Here is a 19,711-nt window from a genome sequence, read left to right as displayed (position 1 = left end):
CAACTATGAACGAAAAACCCATCGGGGTGGCGGTATTGGGCCTCGGCAACGTCGGCAGCCAGGTCGTGCGCATCATCGAGGAGAGCGCCGAGGACCTTACTGCGCGCATCGGTGCGCCGCTTGTGCTGCGCGGTGTCGGTGTGCGGCGGGTCGCCGAAGATCGCGGCGTCCCGGAGGACATGCTCACCAGCGACATCGAGGAACTCGTCTCGCGCGACGATGTCGACGTCGTCGTCGAGGTGATGGGCCCAGTTGAACCCGCACGCAAGGCGATCCTGTCCGCCCTGGAAAAAGGCAAGTCCGTTGTCACCGCCAACAAGGCGCTGATGGCGCAGTCCACCGGCGAGCTGGCCCAAGCCGCCGAGCACGCACACGTCGACCTCTACTTCGAGGCGGCGGTCGCCGGCGCCATCCCGGTGATCCGGCCGCTCACCCAGTCGCTGGCCGGCGACACCGTGCTGCGGGTGGCCGGCATCGTCAACGGCACCACCAATTACATCCTCTCGGAGATGGACAGCACCGGCGCCGATTACTCGGCCGCGTTGGCTGATGCGAGCGCGCTCGGCTACGCCGAAGCCGATCCCACCGCCGACGTCGAGGGTTACGACGCGGCGGCCAAGGCCGCGATCCTCGCGTCGATCGCGTTCCACACTCGCGTCACCGCCGACGACGTCTACCGCGAGGGAATCACGAAAGTCACGCCGGCGGACTTCAAGACCGCACGTGCGCTCGGCTGCACCATCAAGCTCCTGTCGATCTGTGAGCGCCTCACCAATGACGAAGGACAGGAGCGGATTTCGGCTCGCGTCTACCCGGCGCTCGTGCCGTTGAGCCACCCCCTCGCTTCGGTCAACGGGGCGTTCAACGCGGTGGTCGTCGAGGCTGAGGCGGCTGGGCGGCTGATGTTCTATGGCCAGGGTGCAGGCGGCGCCCCGACGGCGTCGGCGGTGATGGGCGATCTGGTGATGGCTGCGCGCAACCGGGTACAGGGCGGCCGTGGCCCCCGCGAGTCGAAATACGCCAAGCTGCCCATCTCGCCGATCGGTTTCATTCCCACCCGTTACTACGTCAGCATGAACGTCGCCGACCGGCCCGGCGTATTGTCCGCTGTCGCAGCCGAATTCGGCAAGCGAGAGGTGAGCATCGCCGAAGTCAGGCAGGAAGGTGTCGTGGACGAAGGCGGCCAGCGGTGCGGGGCACGGATCGTCGTCGTCACACACGAGGCGACCGATGCCGCGCTGTCCGACACGGTTGCCGCACTCGCCGACCTCGACGTCGTGCAGGACGTGACCAGCGTGCTTCGACTGGAGGGCACAACCGAATGAGCGCGACCCGCGCCGAACCCGTGTACAGGCCCTGGCCCGGTCTGATCGCGGCGTATCGCGACCGGTTACCGGTCGAGGACACATGGACGCCGATCACCCTTCTGGAGGGCGGCACGCCGCTGATTCACGCCAAGCGGTTATCGCAACGCACGGGCTGCACAGTGCATTTGAAGGTCGAAGGACTCAACCCGACCGGCTCGTTCAAGGACCGCGGCATGACCGTGGCGGTCACCGAGTCGCTGGCTCGCGGCCAGCAGGCCGTGCTCTGCGCGTCGACCGGAAACACCTCGGCGTCGGCGGCGGCTTACGCCGCGCAGGCCGGCATCACCTGCGCGGTGCTGATTCCGCAGGGCAAGATCGCGATGGGCAAGCTGGCCCAGGCGGTGATGCACGGCGCCAAGATCCTGCAGATCGATGGCAACTTCGACGACTGCCTGGAATTGGCCCGCAAGCTGACCACCGACTACCCGACGATTGCCTTGGTGAACTCGGTGAACCCGTACCGCATCGAAGGTCAGAAGACCGCGGCATTCGAGATCGTCGACGCGCTCGGCGTGGCACCTGACGTGCATTCGCTGCCTGTCGGCAACGCGGGCAACATCACCGCGTACTGGAAGGGCTACACCGAATACCACCGCGACGGACTGATCGACCGGTTGCCGCGAATGCTGGGCACCCAGGCCGCAGGCGCCGCGCCGCTCGTGACGGGCGAACCCGTCAAGGAGCCGGAGACCATCGCCACCGCCATTCGCATCGGCGCGCCCGCGTCGTGGACGTCGGCCGTCGAGGCCCAGCAGCAGTCCAACGGCCGCTTCCTGGCCGCCACCGACGAGGAGATTCTCGAGGCCTATCACCTGGTCGCGGCCAGTGAGGGGGTGTTCGTCGAGCCTGCGTCGGCGGCCAGCATCGCCGGGCTGCTCAAATCGGTCGACGACGGCTGGGTCAAGCCCGGGTCCACTGTCGTGTGCACCGTGACCGGTAACGGTCTGAAGGATCCCGACACCGCTCTGGCGGACATGCCGACGGTTACGCCGGTCCCCGTCGACCCCGGCGCAGTCGTCGCCCAGCTGGACTTGGGCTGATATTCGGTGACTCAAACCCTGCCGGCGGGGCTGACGGCGACCAGTGTCGTCGCGGCCTCGAGCGCCAACCTGGGGCCGGGCTTCGACAGCCTCGGTCTCGCGTTGAGCCTGTACGACGAGATCGTCGTCGAGACAACCGAAGCCGGGCTGAACGTCGAAGTCGAGGGTGAAGGCGCGGGACAGGTGCCATTGGATTCGACGCACCTTGTGGTGCGGGCGGTGCAGCATGGTCTCCGCGCTGTCGGTGCGTCTGTCGGTGGCCTGAATATTCGGTGCCGCAACGCCATTCCGCAGTCGCGCGGACTCGGCTCGTCGGCGGCCGCTGTCGTCGGTGGACTCGCAGCGGTCAATGGCCTTGTGGCGCAGACCGGTTCGAAGCCGATGTCGGAGACTGAACTGATTCAACGGTCATCGGAGTTCGAAGGCCATCCAGACAACGCGGCAGCCGCGGTACTGGGTGGCGGTGTGGTGTCGTGGACGTCGAGCGGTTCGACCGGCCCTCGTTACGCCGGCGCCCGGTTGCAGATCCATCCCGATATCCATCTGTTCAGCGCGATACCCGAGCAGCGATCTCTGACAGCCGAGACGCGGGTGCTGCTGCCGCGCTCCGTCAGCCATGGCGACGCCCGTTTCAACGTGAGCCGGGCCGCACTGCTCGTTGTGGCCCTCACCGAGCGGCCAGACCTGCTGATGGATGCCACCGAGGACGTGCTGCATCAACCGCACCGGGCCATGGCGATGCGGGCCTCGGCGGAATACCTGCAGATCCTGCGGCGTTGCAACATTGCAGCCGTGGTATCAGGGGCTGGACCTGCAGTTCTAGGGCTGAGTACACAGCAAGAACTTCCAGCAGAGGCCCTCGAATACGGCACTGCGAATGGATTCACCGTCAGCGAGATGTCCGTCGGCGATGGCGTTCGGTGGACGTCAGGCGTTCCAGTTCGAGGTTGACAGCTGTCACACACTCAACAGAGTGTTTCTTGCTTCCTGCAGGGAAGCGGGTTATTCTCGCTCTCGTCCAGCAATCGCATGGCTCTCACCTGCGCCGGCACTAGGACACCACTCAACCTTTGGACTTCCACTCGTGGATTGACGGTTCGCCATATCGACGCGAATCCCGGCCATCACCGTTGCAGACGCGCGACGGTGGCAGCTTCGCAGCCAGCATTTGGCTGACTGCAACGAACCCTCGTGTGAACTGATCACCGGGGGAAGGAAAGGAAATCCGTGACTGAAACGGACCTCGTCACGGCTGGGGGCAGCCCCGAACAGGCTGAGCTGCCGAACACCGTGACCACACAAGACTCATCTTCAGCGGCCGCTGACGCGCCGGCCGCGGACCCAGCGCCCAAGGCTGACGTAACGACGGACGCCTCGAAGGGCTCCCTGTCGACCATGGTGCTGCCGGAACTGCGCGCTCTGGCCAACTCCGTCGGCGTCAAGGGCGCTTCCGGCATGCGTAAGAGCGAGCTCATCGCCGCTATCCGCGAGAGCCGAGGAGAGACGGTCGGCAACCCGCCCGACGCTCCGAAAACCGACGACAAGGCCGACAAGGCGGACAACGTCGCCGATGACGGCGGTGCGGCGCCCGCCGACAACTCCACCCCCGAGAGCGGGACCTCAGCCGACGTGGGCGAGCAAGCCAAGCAGCGCCGTGAGCGCCGCGGCGCCTCCCGCGATTCCGGCTCGCCCGGCGAGAAGAACAAGCAGGACGGCGGCCAGGACGCCAAGGACGGCGCCGACTCAGGCACGTCGGACCGGAACGACAAGTCCGGCAGGAACGCCGACCGGAACAGGAACCAGCAGGACTCAAAGCCGGACAAGCAGGACGGCGGGGACCAGCAGGGCGATCAGAACAACCAGAACCGCGGCGGCGGGGACGACGACGGCGACGGGCGCGGCGGTCGGCGTGGCCGACGGTTCCGCGACCGAAGGCGTCGCGGCGAGCGCGGGGGCGCTGAGGGCAACGCCGACACCGAACTGCGCGAGGACGATGTCGTCCAGCCCGTCGCAGGCATTCTCGACGTGCTCGACAACTACGCCTTCGTTCGCACGTCGGGGTACCTCGCTGGGCAGAACGACGTCTACGTGTCGATGAACATGGTGCGCAAGAACGGCCTGCGCCGCGGAGACGCGGTGACCGGAGCCGTGCGTCTGCCCAAGGACGGCGAGCAGCCCAATCAGCGGCAGAAGTTCAACCCGCTGGTCCGCCTCGACACCGTCAACGGCGGTTCGGTCGAAGACGCCAAGAAGCGCCCGGAGTTCGGCAAGCTGACGCCGCTGTACCCGAATCAGCGCCTTCGCTTGGAGACGTCGGGAGACAAGCTGACCACCCGCGTCATAGACCTCATCATGCCCATCGGCAAGGGGCAGCGTGCCCTGATCGTGTCGCCGCCCAAGGCCGGTAAGACGACCATCCTGCAGGACATCGCGAACGCGATCACCCGCAACAACCCCGAATGCCATCTGATGGTCGTGCTCGTCGACGAGCGCCCTGAAGAGGTCACCGACATGCAGCGCTCGGTGAAGGGTGAGGTCATCGCCTCGACCTTCGACCGGCCGCCGTCAGACCACACCCAGGCCGCGGAGTTGGCCATCGAGCGGGCCAAGCGCCTTGTCGAACAGGGCAAGGACGTCGTGGTGCTCCTCGACTCGATCACCCGTCTCGGCCGCGCCTACAACAACGCGTCGCCCGCGTCGGGCCGGATCCTGTCCGGTGGCGTCGACTCGACCGCGCTGTATCCGCCGAAGCGCTTCCTCGGCGCGGCCCGCAACATCGAGGACGGTGGCTCGCTGACGATCATCGCCACCGCCATGGTGGAGACCGGCTCCACCGGTGACACGGTGATCTTCGAGGAGTTCAAGGGCACCGGTAACGCCGAGTTGAAACTCGACCGCAAGATCTCCGAGCGCCGCGTCTTCCCGGCGGTGGACGTGAACCCGTCGGGCACCCGCAAGGACGAGCTGCTGCTTTCGCCGGATGAGTTCTCCGTCGTGCATAAGCTGCGCCGCGTGCTGTCGGGTCTGGATTCGCATCAGGCCATCGATCTGCTGATGAGCCAGCTGCGGAAGACCAAGACCAACTACGAGTTCCTGGTGCAGGTCTCCAAGACCGCTCCCGGCTCGCCGGACGACGTCGACTAGTCAGACGGATTGGGCCGGGTCTGCTTGTAGGCCCGGCATCACGTAGCGCCGCACATGCGCGCGCACCAGGGCCCGGTCGGTCGGGTCCAAGGTGTCGCCGGGCACGGTCGCCAGCGAGATGAGCACACGCGCCACCCACTCGGAGGCCTCCCCAATGTGGATATCGGCGTGGACTTCGCCGCGTTCCTGCGCGGCCACCAGATACGGCAGCCAGAAATCGGCCAGATCCGGCACCAGACCCGCGACGCCCGCGCCTGCACAGGCAGCGAATTCCTCGGGCTCTTCCATCCGTAGGCGCATCAGCACCGCACCCGGGTCGTCGTAGGCCGCCCGCGCGTTCACCACGCCTGCGGCCATCTGCTCGTCGAGGCCTTCGCAGCGATCCAGCAATGTCCGCGCCTCCGACCAGTAAGCCTCGTTGAGCCGGACGATGGCCGTGCCGAGCAGCGACACCTTGTCCGGGAAATGCCGGTACAGCCAACCCCGCGATACCTGCGCCACCTCGGCCACCTCGGACACGGTGGTCGCGCGGATTCCCTTGGCACGGAGACATAATTCGGCAGCGTCGATCAACCGATCGCGGACGCTGTTGGCGGCCGTGCTGCTCGGCACCGATCACTCCTCGTCATTCGATCGCGGCTGCGAGCGCGATCAGAGAGCATTCTGTCAATGGCAGGCGGATACTACCGGCCAGACCAGAGATGGTAGACAGATTTGCGAATCTGTTCACCCAGCGCGTCGGAGGAAGGTGGGCCCATGGCGGACACACTCCAGCAGTTGTTTCGTGAACGGGCCGAACAGGACACCGTCGCGGTCAGGTACGGCGACCGCACATGGACGTGGCGCGAACACGTAGCCGAAGCCGAGGCGCAGGCCGCCGCCTTGATCGACATCGCCGATCCCAACCGCCTTCTGCACGTCGGGGTGCTGCTGGCCAATGGACCCGAGATGCTGAGGGCGATGGCGGGCGCCGCACTAGGCGGCTATGTCCTGTGCTGCATCAACAACACTCGGCGAGGCGAGGGCCTGGCCCGCGACATCGCTCTCGTCGACTGTCAGATCCTGATCACCGATGCTGCGCACCGCCACCTGCTCGACGGCCTCGATCTGCCAGGGGTTCGGGTGCTCGACACATCGAGCGACGAGTGGGTCGCGCTCACCTCCCGGCGGGGCGACTTCACGCCACACCGCGAAGTCGGGCCCGACGACACGTTCGTGATGATCTTCACCTCGGGAACCAGTGGCGACCCGAAGGCTGTGCAGGTGCAGCACATGATGCCGATCTTCGCGGGAGGTGCTTTGGCGCAACGCTATTCGGTCACGACGTCGGACGTCTGCTACGTGTCGATGCCGTTGTTCCACTCGAACTCGATCTACGCGGGCTGGGGTGTCGCGATGGTGACCGGGGCGGCGATCGTGCCGGCGGTCTTCTCGACGTCGCGCTTTCTCGACGACGTCCGACGCTACGGCGCCACGTTCATGAACTACGTCGGCAAGCCGCTCGCCTACATTCTGTCGACTCCCGAAAAGCCGGACGATCGGGACAACCCGCTGCGGGTGGCCTTCGGGAACGAGGCCAGCGATCGGGACATCGCCGAATTCTCCCGACGCTTCGACTGCACGGTCTGGGACGGGTTCGGGTCGACGGAGAACGCGGTCATCATCACCCGTGAGGACGGCTGTCCGGAGGGCTCGCTGGGCAAGGGCTTTCCGGGAGTGGCCATCTACGACCCCGAAACACTGCAGGAGTGCGCGGTCGCGGAGTTCGACGAGAACGGTGATCTGCTCAACCGCGAAGCGGCGGTCGGGGAGCTGGTGAACACTTCCGGCGGCGGCCTCTTCCGCGGTTACTACAAGGACGCCGGTGCGACCGATCACCGGTTGCGCCACGGCATGTACTGGTCGGGGGATCTGGCCTACCGCGACGCTGACGGCTGGATCTACTTCGCGGGCCGCACCGCGGACTGGATGCGGGTCGACGGCGAGAACCTCGCCGCCGCGCCGATCGAACGGGTGTTGATCAGGCTGCCGGAGGTCAGCCGCGTGGCGGTGTACCCGGTGCCCGACGAGTCTGTCGGCGATCAGGTGATGGCGGCCGTCGTCTTGCGCGACGGCGCATCGCTGACACCTGAGTCACTCGGCGAGTTTCTGGCCCGTCAGGCGGATCTGTCGCCGAAGGCCTGGCCGCGCTACGTGTGGATCGCCGAGGATCTGCCGTCGACCGCGACCAACAAGATCCTCAAGCGGGAGTTGGTCTCCTACGGCACCACACCGCAGGGCGGCCTGTTGTGGAAGCGTGACGGTCACCGATACGGATCGGTGATTTCGCGCAGTGACAACAGCGCCGAACGCATTTCGTCGTAGGCGTGCGCGCCAAGGTGCGCCCGCCAATCCGCCTCAAGCCGGACCATCTCGGCGGCGGCTGTGGCGCAAAGCTTTTCTCCGCGGTCGGTGAGCACCACCAGGCGGGCCCTGGCGTCGGCCGGATCGGGTTTCCGCGTGACATAGCCACCCGCCTCCAACTCATCGACGAGCGCGCCCGCCGTCTGCTTGGTCACCCCGGCCTGCTCGGCGAGATCGGTGACGCGGATGCCCTCGCGGTTGAGGCGCTGGCCGATGCGGCTCTGGGCCAGCGTCAGATCGTCGAAGCCGGCGGCCCGCACGGCCTCGATCACGCGAGCCTCGGCGGCGCGATGCGCAACGAACATCAGAAGCGCGGAGTTCGGTTCGCCGGTCACGGTCCGAGTATAGGTTGAATTAGTACGGCTCCCTGTCTATATTCGTCAGGGGAACTGACTAATCGGGAAGGCCGACATGGACGACGCGCAGATCTGGGCCTACATCGATGAGCAACGTGCCGACCTCGCCGACTTCCTGGACACGCTCACCGCCGAACAATGGGAGACAGCGTCGCTGTGCCCCGGGTGGACGGTTCGCGATGTCGCTGTCCACATCACGCAGTCGACGACGAACTGGGGGAGGCTGACGTTCGAGCTGGCGCGCTCGGGTTTCCGGTTCAACGCGGTGACGCTGCGGATGGCCCGCGACGACCGGCGCGCGCCCCGGCATGTCACCGCGGCATTGCGGGCGATGGTCGGAGGTCGGCGCAAACCGCCGGGCACGGCGACGGCTGATCCGCTGATGGACGTGCTGGTGCATGGCCAGGACATCGCTGTGCCACTCGGCGTCCGCCGCGCCATGCCCATCCCCGCCGCGGTCATCGCCGCGGAGCGCGTATGGAAGATGGGTTTCCCGTTCAACGCGCGCAAGCGATTCTCCAACGTCGCGTTCACCGCGACAGACGCCGATTTCAGCGTGGGCAGCGGCGAAGAAGTCCGGGCTCCGATCCAGGACATCCTCATGACGCTGTCCGGCCGTCGGGCCGATCTGCCCGTGGAATAGCGCGCCCGGTCGACGCGTTTAGGATGCTAGCGGTTGACCTGGCATAATGGTCCGCTGACCTTCGGTTCCGGTTCACGTCCGAGCGCTCCAGGTAATGGCGCGGGCGACCCGGCGGCCAACGAATGAAGAGGACACCATGAAATCGGGTATTCACCCTGACTACGTCGAGACCACAGTGCACTGCGGTTGCGGTGCCACGTTCACGACGCGCAGCACCAAGAAGAGCGGACAGATCCATGTCGAGGTCTGCTCGCAGTGCCATCCGTTCTACACCGGCAAGCAGAAGATTCTGGACAGCGGCGGCCGCGTGGCCCGCTTCGAGAAGCGCTACGGCAAGCGCAAGGCCGGCGCCGACAAGGGCGCAGCCGACAAGTAGCTGCCTGAACGACGCCCGTCTTGCTCCTCGCGTGCGCAGGCCCGATCTGCCGCGATAAGCGCAGGCCGGGCGTCGCTTCACGTTCGGCGGACATTTCGGGGAAGAGAGGCGATATGACGGGCACCGCGCCTGCGATCGACGCCATCCTCGCTGAGCATGCCGACCTCGAGCGCCAGCTGTCGGATCCCGACCTGCATTCCGATGCCGGCAAGGCCCGCAAAGTGGGCAGGCGGTTCGCCCAGCTGGCGCCGATCGTGTCGACCTATCGCAAGCTGGAAACGGCCCGCGGCGACCTCGAGGCCGCCCGCGAACTGGTAGCCGACGACGACTCGTTCGCCTCCGAAGTCGAGGAGCTGACGACGACGGTCAACGACCTCGACACCCACCTGACCGACCTGCTGGCGCCCCGTGATCCGCACGACGCCGACGACATCGTGCTCGAGGTGAAGTCCGGCGAGGGTGGTGAGGAGTCCGCGCTCTTCGCCGCGGACTTGGCCCGGATGTACATCCGTTATGCCGAGCGACACGGCTGGTCTGTGACGATGCTCGACGAGACGACCTCGGATCTCGGCGGCTACAAGGACGCCACGCTGTCGATCAGGAGCAAGGGCAATTCGGCCGACGGCGTCTGGTCCCGGCTGAAGTTCGAGGGCGGCGTGCATCGCGTGCAGCGCGTTCCGGTCACCGAATCGCAGGGCCGGGTTCACACCTCCGCCGCAGGCGTCCTCGTCTATCCGGAACCAGAAGAGGTCGAGGCAGTGCAGATCGACGAATCCGATCTGCGTATCGACGTCTACCGGTCGTCGGGCAAGGGCGGCCAAGGCGTGAACACGACGGACTCGGCGGTGCGCATCACGCATCTGCCCACCGGCATCGTCGTCACCTGCCAGAACGAACGCAGCCAGCTGCAGAACAAGATCCGGGCGATGCAGGTGCTGGCAGCACGACTGCAGGCACTGGCCGAGGAGCAGGCGTCGGCCGACGCCTCGGCCGACAGGGCCAGCCAGATCCGCACCGTCGACCGCAGTGAGCGGATCCGAACATACAACTTTCCGGAGAACCGCATCGCCGATCACCGGATCAACTTCAAGTCGCATAACCTCGACCAGGTTCTGGACGGGGACCTCGACGCACTATTCGACGCGCTGGCCGCCGCCGACAAACAATCGCGGCTACAGCAGGCGTGAGCACTCGAAGGCGAGCGCGAGTGAGGATCGCAGCGAAGCGAGGACCGGTGGGCCCACGCCCGCAGGGCAGGGGACGAGCGGGAGGCGAGACAACGAGCGAAGCTTGCGAGCGAACCATCGGCCCCACATGCGGGAGCCGAGCCAGCGAGGCAACCGCGTGACCGCGCGGCTGCGACGCGAGATCGAGCGCGCGGCGGCTGTGCTCGCTGCGGCAGGGGTCGCTTCGCCGCGGGCCGACGCCGAGGAGTTGGCCGCGTTCGCCGCCGCTACCAGTCGGGGTCGACTGCCGGTACTCGGCGAAGTCGACGACGACTTCTGCGGTCGCTTTGCGGATCTGATTGCGGCTCGTGAGCACCGAATCCCGTTGCAGCACATCGTCGGAACAGCACCCCTGGGGCCCGTGACAGTCTCGGTGGGGCCGGGTGTCTTCATTCCGCGGCCGGAAACCGAGGGATTGCTGGAATGGGCGTCGGCGCAGCCGATGCCGTCGCAACCGGTGCTCGTCGACCTGTGCACCGGCTCGGCAGCGCTGGCGCTGGCCCTGTCGAAATTCTGGCCCGACGCGCGCATCATCGCCGTCGACGACTCCGACGAAGCCCTGGCCTACGCGCACCGGAACGTGGCGGGCTCGGCGGTGGAACTGGTGCGTGCCGACGTCACCGAAACCCGGCTGCTGCCTGCACTCGACGGACAGGTCGACCTCCTGGTCGCCAACCCGCCCTACATCCCCGACGGCGCGGCGCTGGAACCCGAAGTGGCGCAGCATGATCCGCCGCAAGCACTGTTCGGCGGCCCGGACGGGATGGTCGTTATCCACGCGATCGTCGAGCTGGCGGCGCGTTGGCTGAAGCCTGGTGGCTGGTGCGCCGTCGAGCACGACGACACCACCTCGGACGCCACCGTCGACGCGTTCGCCGCAGCAGGCGGATTCGTCGACATAACGGCCAACCGCGATCTGGCAGAACGGCCACGCTTCGTGACGGCGACACGTGAGAAGGTGGGTTCACATGGCTGAGCTCTTCGACTGCACAGACGCCGAGGCGCGCGCGACAGGCATCGCCTCGGCCATCAGCGCGGTCAAGGGTGGACGCCTGGTCGTGCTGCCCACCGACACCGTGTACGGCATCGGCGCCGACGCATTCGACAACCTGGCGGTCGCCGCATTGCTCGCCGCAAAGGGCCGCGGCCGCGATATGCCGGTACCGGTGCTCGTCGGGTCGTGGCACACGATCGAAGGCCTGGTGTACACGGTGCCCAATTCGGCGCGCGAACTCATTCGCGCGTTCTGGCCCGGCGCGCTGAGCCTCGTCGTGCAACAGGCGCCGTCGCTGCAGTGGGATCTCGGCGACGCCGCGGGCACCGTGATGCTGCGGATGCCGCTGCATCCGGTCGCGATCGAGCTCCTGCGCGAGGTCGGGCCGATGGCCGTGTCCAGCGCGAACATCTCGGGCCAACCCGCCGCGGTGACCGCCGAGGATGCCCGCAATCAGCTGGGTGATCTCGTCGCGGTCTACCTCGACGCCGGTCCGTCCGAGCAGCAGGCGGCGTCCACGATCGTCGACCTCACCGGCGCGCACCCGCGCATCCTGCGCCAGGGCCCGGTGACCGCCGACGCGATCGCAAAAGTGCTTGACGTCGAAGTGGATACGTTGACGGCAACGTCGTGAGAACTGGCCAAGCGGCCTCTCAATCTCGTCCAGTACGGTTCATTCGGTGGTGAGCGAAGTACACGTGGTGGCCAGTGGGCTGCTTGCGCTCTCCGAGCGAGGGGCGGGTGTGCCGCTGCGCGAGTTGGCTCTCGTCGGCCTCACCGCGGCGATCATCACGTATTTCGCGACCGGTTGGGTTCGTGCGCTGGCCACCAGAGTGGGTGCGGTCGCCTATCCAAGGGAACGCGATGTCCACTCGCAGCCGACGCCGCGAATGGGCGGTCTGGCGATGTATGTCGGCGTGCTGGCGGCTGTGCTGCTCGCTTCCCAGCTTCCCGCGTTGACGCGTGGTTTCGTCTACTCCTCCGGTCTGCCGGCAACCGTCGTGGCGGGCGGGCTGATCATGGCCATCGGCCTGATCGACGACAAGTGGGGTCTCGACGCACTCACCAAGTTCGCGGGCCAGATCACCGCCGCCAGCGTGCTGGTCACGATGGGCGTGGCATGGAGCGTGCTGTACATCCCGTTCGGTGGCGTCGGCACCATCGTGCTCGACCAGGTCGCGTCGATCCTGCTGACGCTCGCGCTGACGGTCGCGATCGTCAATGCGATGAACTTCGTCGACGGCCTCGACGGTCTGGCCGCAGGGCTGGGGTTGATCACCGCATTGGCGATCACCATCTTCTCGATCGGCCTGCTGCGCGACCACGGCGGCGACGTGCTGTTCTATCCGCCCGCGGTGATCTCGGTGGTGCTGGCAGGGGCGTGCCTGGGATTTCTGCCACACAACTTCCACCGCGCGCGCATCTTCATGGGCGACTCCGGTTCGATGCTTATCGGGCTGATGCTCGGCGCAGCTTCCACGACCGCCGCGGGCCCGATTTCGCAAAGTGCCTACGGCGCACGCGACGTGTTCGCTCTGCTGTCGCCGTTCCTCCTGGTGGTTGCTGTCATGTTCGTGCCCGCGCTCGACATGCTGCTTGCCATCGTCCGGCGCACCCGTGCGGGCCGTAGCCCTTTCAGTCCCGACAAGATGCATCTGCACCATCGGTTGCTGCAGATCGGCCACTCACACCGGCGCGTGGTGCTGCTCATCTATCTCTGGGTGGGCATCGTCGCGTTCGGCGCCGCGAGCACGATATTCTTCGACCCCCGCTACACCGGCGGGGTGATGTTCGCGGCGATTCTGGTCGCGATCGTCGTCACGCTGATCCCACTTCTCCGGCGCCGCGACGAGCCCGTCGAAGGGCTGTACGACCAAAAGTAGTAGACCCGGTTTAGGGCTGCCTACCATGTGGTACGGTGCAGGCAGAACCCGAAAAACCTCGCGGGTTGCCGGCCCCCGCGCCGCCCGGTTGAACACCGATCGGCACGGAAAAACGACCGACAAAGGGAGCTACTCCTTGGGTGATTCCAGCGCGTCCCGCGCACTCCGATACGCTCGGTGCGCCACGCACAGAATCATTGGGTTAGCCCTCGTGACCGCGGGATTGAGGTGACGCCGTGACGACGCCAGCGCAAGACGCGCCGTTGGTGTTTCCGTCCGTTGCTTTCCGACCGTTACGACTGTCCGCGATCTGCGTTGTGTTCGCGGGACTCGTGACGCTGGCGGCGGCGCTGCTGGGACATCCGATGGTCGGACTTTTCTTCGGCGTCGGTCTCGGACTCGGTTTGCTCAACGCGATTCTGGTGCAGCGCTCGGTGGAGTCGATCACCGCCGCGGACCATCCGCTCAAGCGCAAAATGGCCGTCAACTCCGCCGCCCGACTGTTGGCGATGACGGTGGTCGGTCTGACGATCGCGTTCATCTTCCGACCGCAAGGTCTCGGTGTGGTGTTTGGTATGGCGCTTTTCCAGGTACTGCTAGTGGTTTCCACGGCTTTGCCCGTCATGAGGAAACTGCGGGCGGGTGCCGCTGATGGAGCCGAAGGGGAGGCCACGCAGCTATGACCGGGTTCAATGTCGTCGACGAATCGACTCCGGTGACCGTCCTGGCCGCTGAGTCGGGTATCCAGGTCGGCCATCACACGGAGGCCCACTGGTTCGGGCTCACCGTGAACGTCGACACGGTGCTTGGCACCGCGATCGCCGCGGTGATCGTGCTGGGGCTCGCATTCTTCCTGCGCGCCAAAGTGACGTCGACCGGCGTTCCCAACGGCGTACAGCTGTTCTGGGAGGCGATCACGGTTCAGCTGCGCAACCAGATCGAGGCCGCGGTCGGCATGAAGATCGCCCCGTTCGTCCTACCACTGGCCGTCACACTGTTCGTGTTCATCCTCATCGCCAACTGGCTTTCGGTGCTCCCCGTGCAGTACACGGATTCCAGCGGGGCGATCCACGAACTGATCAAGCCGCCCGCGTCCGACATCAACTTCGTGCTGGCCCTCGCACTGTTCGTGTTCATCTGCTATCACGCCGCGGGCGTTTGGCGACGTGGTCCGCTGGGCCACCCGGTCAAGCTGCTGAAGGGCCACGTCGCACTCATGGCGCCGATCAACATCGTCGAGGAGATCGCCAAGCCGATCTCGCTGTCCCTCCGACTTTTCGGCAACATCTTCGCCGGCGGCATCCTGGTCGCCCTGATCGCCTTGTTCCCGCCGTGGATCATGTGGGCGCCCAACGCGATCTGGAAAAGCTTCGACCTGTTCGTGGGCGCCATCCAGGCGTTCATCTTCGCTCTGCTGACGATTTTGTATTTCAGCCAGTCGATGGAACTCGATGAGGACCATCACTAGCTCGCACACCATGCTCGACCCACGTTCTGGTAGGTACACCTACCAGCTAGCAAGGAGGAAATAGATGGATCCCATGATCGGCGCCGGCGCACTCATCGGCGGTGGACTCATCATGGCCGGCGGCGCAATCGGTGCAGGCATCGGTGACGGTATCGCCGGTAACGCATTGATCGCAGGTATCGCTCGTCAGCCCGAGGCGCAAGGCCGGCTGTTCACCCCGTTCTTCATCACGGTGGGTCTGGTCGAGGCGGCGTACTTCATCAACCTGGCGTTCATGGCGCTGTTCGTGTTCGCCACCCCGGTTAAGTAGGTAAGCCACGGTCATGGGCGACCTCGACTTGACGATCCTGGCGGCAGGAGAAGGCGGCGGTCAGAGTAACTTCCTGATTCCCAACGGCACGTTCTTCTTCGTGCTGCTGATCTTCTTGATCGTGCTTGGTGTGATCGCCAAGTGGGTTGTGCCGCCGATCTCCAAGGTTCTGCACGAGCGCGAAGTCATGGTGCAGAAGACGGCAGAGGACAACCGACGCACAGCGCAGCTGCGGGCGGCTGCCGATGCCGACTACCGGAAAGTCATGAACGACGCGCGCCGCGAAGCCACGAACGTCCGTGAGCAGGCCCGCGCCGACGGTCGCAAGATCGTCGACGACGCGCGGGCCCGTGCCAACGTCGAGGTTTCGTCCGTACTGCAACAGGCCACCGAGGAACTGACAGATCAATCCCGGGCGGTGACGGCCGAATTGCAGACGTCGGTGGAGAACCTGGCCACCAATCTCGCCAGCCGTGTGCTGGGAGTCGAAGTGACCACTCGTACGGTTTCGGCCACTACAGGACAGGGGCGGTAACTGCAGTGTCAACCTTCATCGGACAGCTCGTCGGGTTCGCGGTCATCGTCTTCCTGGTGTGGCGATACGTTGTCCCGCCAGTTCGCACCATGATGAAGAACCAGCAGGAGACCGTCCGCAATCAGTTGCGGGACCATGCAGAGGCCGGGCAGAAGGTCGCCGACGCCGACACCGAGCACACCAAGGCTTTGGAGGAGGCCAAGGCCGATGCGGCGAAAATGATCGAAGATGCCCGGCACGACGCGGACAAGATCGCCGAGCAGCTACGCGCCCATGCCGACTCCGAGCTGGAACGGATCAAGGTCCAAGGTGCACAACAGGTTCAGCTGTTGCGTCAACAAATGATCCGTGAGCTTCGACAGAGTCTGGGTGCCGAGTCCGTGCATCGCGCAGGGGATATGGTGCGCGAATTCGTATCCAACCCCGAGGAGCAGTCGGCGACGATCGACCGCTTTCTGGCCGAGCTGGAAGAGATGGCGCCGTCGAACAAGGTCTTCGAGGATGCCGTCACCGCGAAGTTGCGGTCTGCCAGCCGTGAGTCGGTGGCGCAGATCGTCAGGCAGCTCGACGCAGACGTCGCCGATCTCGATGTCGACGCGCTGACGACATTGGCCAACGATCTGGGGTCGGTGGTCAAACTGGTTCGCCGGGAATCACTTCTGGCGAGGCATCTGTCCGATCCCTCCAGCAGTACCGACACGCGAGTGCAGCTCGTCGAGCGGTTGCTGTCAGGAAAAGTCTCCGACCCGGCGCTTTCGGTGCTCAAGAATGCCGCCTCGCAGCGCTGGTCGTCGACCTCCGATCTGATCTACGGAATACGGCACATCGCCAGCCTGGCTCTGCTGGTGCGCGCCGAGCGTGAGGGCCAGATCGACGATGTCGAGGACCAGCTGTTCAGGTTCAGCAGAATTCTCGACGCCGAGCCGAGGTTGATCACCCTGCTCAGTGAGCACTCCACCCCTGTGGATGGCCGAATGGCGTTGCTCACCAATGTGCTTCAGGGCCGTGCTAGCCGGAACGCGGCGGATGTGTTGCGCCAGACGATCGAACTCCTGCACGGCGAACGCGCCGACGAGGCCGTCCGGGAACTGGCGTCGCTCGCAGTGTCGCGGCGAGGTGAGGTTGTCGCACACGTTCACGCCGCAAGCGAGCTCAGCGAGGCTCAAAGCAACCGGCTGACCGAGGTACTCACCCGTATCTACGGCCATCCCGTCTCCGTTCAGTTCGACGTCGATCCGACGCTGATCGGCGGGCTGTCGATCGAAGTCGGTGATGAGGTGATCGACGGATCACTGGCATCAAAGCTGGCGTCGGCCGAGAACCGCTTACCCGACTGACCCGACCACACCGAGAACCACACACGAAGTAGGAAGACGAACCATGGCAGAGTTGACGATCTCGGCAGACGAGATTCAGGGCGCAATCGAGGAGTACGTCGCCGGATTCGAGGCCGAAACCGAGCGGGAAGAGATCGGTACGGTCATCGATGCAGGCGACGGCATCGCGCACGTCGAGGGCCTCCCGTCGGTGATGACGCAGGAGTTGCTCGAATTCCCCGGCGGCGTGCTGGGTGTCGCGCTCAACCTCGACGAGCACAGCATCGGCGCGGTGATCCTCGGTGACTTCCAGAAGATCGAAGAAGGCCAACAGGTCAAGCGCACCGGCGACGTGCTGTCGGTACCTGTCGGCGACGGCTTCCTCGGACGCGTCGTCAACCCATTGGGCCAGCCGATCGACGGTCAAGGCGAGATCGAGACCGAGGAACGTCGCGCTCTGGAGTTGCAGGCTCCCTCGGTGGTTCAGCGGCAGGGTGTCAGCGAGCCGCTGCAGACAGGCATCAAAGCGATCGACTCGCAGACCCCCATCGGCCGCGGCCAGCGACAGCTGATCATCGGCGACCGCAAGACTGGCAAGACCGCGGTCTGTGTGGACACCATCCTCAACCAGCGCCAGAACTGGGAGAGCGGTGACGAGAAGCTGCAGGTGCGTTGCGTATACGTGGCCATCGGCCAGAAGGGCACCACGATCGCCAGCGTGAAGCACACCCTCGAAGAGGGCGGAGCGATGGAGTACACCACAATCGTCGCGGCGCCTGCTTCGGACTCGGCCGGCTTCAAATGGCTTGCGCCGTATACGGGTTCGTCAATCGCTCAGCACTGGATGTATCAGGGCAAGCATGTGCTGATCGTGTTCGACGACCTCACCAAACACGCCGAGGCCTACCGCGCTATCTCGCTGCTGCTGCGCCGCCCGCCCGGCCGTGAGGCGTTCCCCGGCGACGTCTTCTACCTGCACTCGCGCCTGCTGGAGCGCTGTGCCAAGCTCTCCGACGAACTGGGTAGCGGATCGCTGACCGGCCTGCCGATCATCGAGACCAAGGCGAATGACATCTCGGCTTACATTCCGACTAACGTCATTTCGATCACCGACGGCCAGTGCTTCCTGGAGACCGACCTGTTCAACCAGGGTGTACGACCGGCGATCAACGTCGGTGCATCGGTCTCCCGCGTCGGTGGCGCCGCTCAGATCAAAGCGATGAAAGAGGTGGCTGGGTCGCTGCGACTGGACCTGTCGCAGTACCGTGAACTCGAATCGTTCGCGGCCTTCGCCTCGGACCTCGACGAAGCCTCGAAGAACCAGCTGGACCGCGGTGCCCGGCTCGTCGAGCTGCTCAAGCAGCCGCAGAACAGCCCGATGCCGGTCGAGGAGCAGGTAGTCGCCATCTTCCTCGGCACGAGGGGCCATCTGGACTCCGTGCCCGTCGAGGATGTGCAGAAGTTCGAGCGTGAGTTCCTCGAGCACGTGAAGTCATCGCACGAGAACATCCTCAAGGAGATCCGGGAGAGCAAGAAGCTCTCCGAGGAGCTGGAGGAGACGCTGGAGAAGGCGGTCAACGACTTCAAGAAGGGCTTCGCCACCACCGACGGCAGCTCCGTCGTACCCGACGAGCATGTCGACGCGATGGACGAAGGAGACGTCGAGAAGGAATCGGTGAAGGTTCACAAGCCCGCACCGAAGAAGAAGTAGGCCGGAGAGCTAATGGCTGCCACACTGCGCGAACTGCGCGGCCGCATCCGATCCGCCGGGTCGATCAAGAAGATCACCAAGGCGCAGGAGATGATCGCGACGTCGCGAATCGCCAAGGCGCAGGCCCGAGTCCAGGCGGCTCGGCCGTACGACCGCGAAATCACGCACATGCTGACGAATCTGGCCGACGCCAGCGCGCTGGACCACCCGTTGCTGGTTGAACGGGAGAGCCCGCGACGAGCGGCCGTGTTGGTGGTGTCCTCTGACCGCGGACTCTGCGGCGCATACAACGCCAACGTGTTCCGGCGCTCGGAGGAGCTGTTCTCGCTACTTCGCTCGGAGGGCAAGGAGCCCATTCTCTATGTCGTGGGCCGAAAAGCGCTCAGCTACTACAGTTTCCGCAACTGGGACGTGGTCGAGTCGTGGACGGGATTCTCGGAGCGGCCCGAATATGAGAATGCGCAGGAGATTGCGTCGACGCTCGTCGAGGCGTTCTCGGCGGGCATGGATGACGAGGGTGACGACCCGGGAGAGGACAACGTCCTCGGCGTCGACGAACTGCACATCGTGTTCAACGAGTTCAGGTCGATGATGTCGCAGGCGGCGATCGCCCGCCGGATCGCTCCGATGGTGATCGAGTACAGCGACGAGGAGCAGGGACCTCAGACGTTGTTCTCATTCGAACCGGACGCCGAAACGCTGTTCGGTGCGCTGCTTCCGCGCTACGTCTCCACCCGCATCTTCGCCTCGCTGCTCGAAGCTGCGGCTTCGGAGTCGGCGTCGCGGCGGCGCGCCATGAAGTCGGCGTCGGACAACGCCGACGACCTCATCAAGGACCTGACCCTGATGGCCAACCGCGAACGGCAATCTCAGATCACCCAGGAAATCAGCGAAATCGTCGGTGGCGCGAACGCGCTTGCGGACGCCGCCAAGAAGTAG

General features: G+C 65.4%; 20 protein-coding genes. 18 read left to right on the top strand and 2 right to left on the bottom strand.

Translation table 11 applies throughout. From position 1 onward, the window contains the following. The first annotated feature begins 5 nt into the window (after nucleotides 1-5). The 4 genes from C6A82_RS19395 (at nucleotide 6) to rho (ending at nucleotide 5,551) form a co-directional block, all read left to right on the top strand. Complete coding sequence (locus C6A82_RS19395) at nucleotides 6-1,325, top strand: homoserine dehydrogenase (RefSeq protein WP_105345298.1); 1,320 nt, start codon at nucleotides 6-8, stop codon at nucleotides 1,323-1,325. Beyond that, the gene (thrC, locus tag C6A82_RS19390) at nucleotides 1,322-2,407 is read left to right on the top strand and encodes a threonine synthase (protein WP_105345300.1); all 1,086 of its coding nucleotides are present in this window, start codon (nucleotides 1,322-1,324) and stop codon (nucleotides 2,405-2,407) included. The genes C6A82_RS19395 and thrC overlap by 4 nt, the downstream gene beginning before the upstream one ends. A 6-nt stretch (nucleotides 2,408-2,413) precedes the next feature. After that, the gene (gene thrB, locus C6A82_RS19385; RefSeq protein ID WP_105345301.1) at nucleotides 2,414-3,358 is read left to right on the top strand and encodes a homoserine kinase; all 945 of its coding nucleotides are present in this window, start codon (nucleotides 2,414-2,416) and stop codon (nucleotides 3,356-3,358) included. Between the two features lie 276 nt (nucleotides 3,359-3,634). Next, nucleotides 3,635-5,551, top strand: a complete 1,917-nt coding sequence (gene rho / locus C6A82_RS19380; protein ID WP_105345303.1) for a transcription termination factor Rho — start codon at nucleotides 3,635-3,637, stop codon at nucleotides 5,549-5,551. Here the strand turns inward: rho and C6A82_RS19375 are convergent, their stop codons facing one another. Next, nucleotides 5,552-6,163: a TetR/AcrR family transcriptional regulator gene (locus C6A82_RS19375; RefSeq protein WP_105345304.1), complete on the bottom strand. Its 612-nt coding sequence runs from the start codon at nucleotides 6,161-6,163 to the stop codon at nucleotides 5,552-5,554. Between the two features lie 144 nt (nucleotides 6,164-6,307). On the opposite strand from C6A82_RS19375, the gene fadD1 reads away from it, so the two are divergent. Next, the gene (gene fadD1 / locus C6A82_RS19370) at nucleotides 6,308-7,915 is read left to right on the top strand and encodes a fatty-acid--CoA ligase FadD1 (protein ID WP_105345306.1); all 1,608 of its coding nucleotides are present in this window, start codon (nucleotides 6,308-6,310) and stop codon (nucleotides 7,913-7,915) included. On the opposite strand, the gene C6A82_RS19365 is transcribed toward fadD1, so the two are convergent. Further along, complete coding sequence (locus tag C6A82_RS19365; RefSeq protein WP_105345307.1) at nucleotides 7,855-8,289, bottom strand: MarR family winged helix-turn-helix transcriptional regulator; 435 nt, start codon at nucleotides 8,287-8,289, stop codon at nucleotides 7,855-7,857. The two genes, fadD1 and C6A82_RS19365, sit on opposite strands and share 61 nt — an antisense overlap. Before the next feature lie 76 nt (nucleotides 8,290-8,365). On the opposite strand from C6A82_RS19365, the gene C6A82_RS19360 reads away from it, so the two are divergent. The 13 genes from C6A82_RS19360 (at nucleotide 8,366) to C6A82_RS19300 (ending at nucleotide 19,711) form a co-directional block, all read left to right on the top strand. Then, nucleotides 8,366-8,953, top strand: a complete 588-nt coding sequence (locus tag C6A82_RS19360) for a maleylpyruvate isomerase family mycothiol-dependent enzyme (protein WP_105345309.1) — start codon at nucleotides 8,366-8,368, stop codon at nucleotides 8,951-8,953. Between the two features lie 136 nt (nucleotides 8,954-9,089). After that, nucleotides 9,090-9,329: a 50S ribosomal protein L31 gene (gene rpmE / locus C6A82_RS19355; protein WP_105345317.1), complete on the top strand. Its 240-nt coding sequence runs from the start codon at nucleotides 9,090-9,092 to the stop codon at nucleotides 9,327-9,329. A gap of 113 nt (nucleotides 9,330-9,442) precedes the next feature. Beyond that, complete coding sequence (gene prfA / locus C6A82_RS19350) at nucleotides 9,443-10,516, top strand: peptide chain release factor 1 (protein WP_105345310.1); 1,074 nt, start codon at nucleotides 9,443-9,445, stop codon at nucleotides 10,514-10,516. A 127-nt stretch (nucleotides 10,517-10,643) separates the two neighbouring features. After that, on the top strand, nucleotides 10,644-11,531 hold the full coding sequence (prmC, locus tag C6A82_RS19345; RefSeq protein ID WP_105345312.1) for a peptide chain release factor N(5)-glutamine methyltransferase: 888 nt from the start codon (nucleotides 10,644-10,646) through the stop codon (nucleotides 11,529-11,531). Beyond that, nucleotides 11,524-12,183, top strand: coding sequence for an L-threonylcarbamoyladenylate synthase (locus C6A82_RS19340; protein WP_105345314.1), 660 nt, complete (start codon nucleotides 11,524-11,526; stop codon nucleotides 12,181-12,183). The genes prmC and C6A82_RS19340 overlap by 8 nt, the downstream gene beginning before the upstream one ends. Nucleotides 12,184-12,229: 46 nt before the next feature. Beyond that, nucleotides 12,230-13,432: a glycosyltransferase family 4 protein gene (locus C6A82_RS19335; RefSeq protein ID WP_199193773.1), complete on the top strand. Its 1,203-nt coding sequence runs from the start codon at nucleotides 12,230-12,232 to the stop codon at nucleotides 13,430-13,432. A 236-nt stretch (nucleotides 13,433-13,668) separates the two neighbouring features. Beyond that, nucleotides 13,669-14,115 carry an ATP synthase subunit I gene (locus C6A82_RS19330; RefSeq protein ID WP_105343191.1) on the top strand — a complete coding sequence of 149 codons (447 nt, stop codon included), beginning with the start codon at nucleotides 13,669-13,671 and terminating at the stop codon, nucleotides 14,113-14,115. Next, a complete protein-coding gene (gene atpB, locus C6A82_RS19325) occupies nucleotides 14,112-14,900 on the top strand; it encodes a F0F1 ATP synthase subunit A (protein WP_105343192.1) in 789 nt (262 codons plus the stop codon). Before C6A82_RS19330 ends, atpB begins: the two co-directional genes overlap by 4 nt. A 64-nt stretch (nucleotides 14,901-14,964) precedes the next feature. Next, on the top strand, nucleotides 14,965-15,210 hold the full coding sequence (locus C6A82_RS19320; protein WP_105343194.1) for a F0F1 ATP synthase subunit C: 246 nt from the start codon (nucleotides 14,965-14,967) through the stop codon (nucleotides 15,208-15,210). A 13-nt stretch (nucleotides 15,211-15,223) separates the two neighbouring features. Next, complete coding sequence (locus C6A82_RS19315) at nucleotides 15,224-15,745, top strand: F0F1 ATP synthase subunit B (RefSeq protein WP_105343196.1); 522 nt, start codon at nucleotides 15,224-15,226, stop codon at nucleotides 15,743-15,745. Between the two features lie 5 nt (nucleotides 15,746-15,750). Beyond that, nucleotides 15,751-17,082, top strand: coding sequence for a F0F1 ATP synthase subunit B/delta (locus tag C6A82_RS19310; protein WP_105343198.1), 1,332 nt, complete (start codon nucleotides 15,751-15,753; stop codon nucleotides 17,080-17,082). Nucleotides 17,083-17,125: 43 nt separating this feature from the next. Next, entirely contained in the window at nucleotides 17,126-18,772 is a 1,647-nt protein-coding gene (gene atpA / locus C6A82_RS19305; RefSeq protein ID WP_105343200.1) for a F0F1 ATP synthase subunit alpha, read from the top strand. A gap of 12 nt (nucleotides 18,773-18,784) precedes the next feature. After that, nucleotides 18,785-19,711, top strand: a complete 927-nt coding sequence (locus tag C6A82_RS19300) for a F0F1 ATP synthase subunit gamma (protein ID WP_105343201.1) — start codon at nucleotides 18,785-18,787, stop codon at nucleotides 19,709-19,711.

It is taken from the genome of Mycobacterium sp. ITM-2016-00318 (assembly GCF_002968285.2).
In the GTDB taxonomy this organism is placed as follows: domain Bacteria; phylum Actinomycetota; class Actinomycetes; order Mycobacteriales; family Mycobacteriaceae; genus Mycobacterium.
This window is presented reverse-complemented; position numbering and strand designations above follow the sequence as displayed.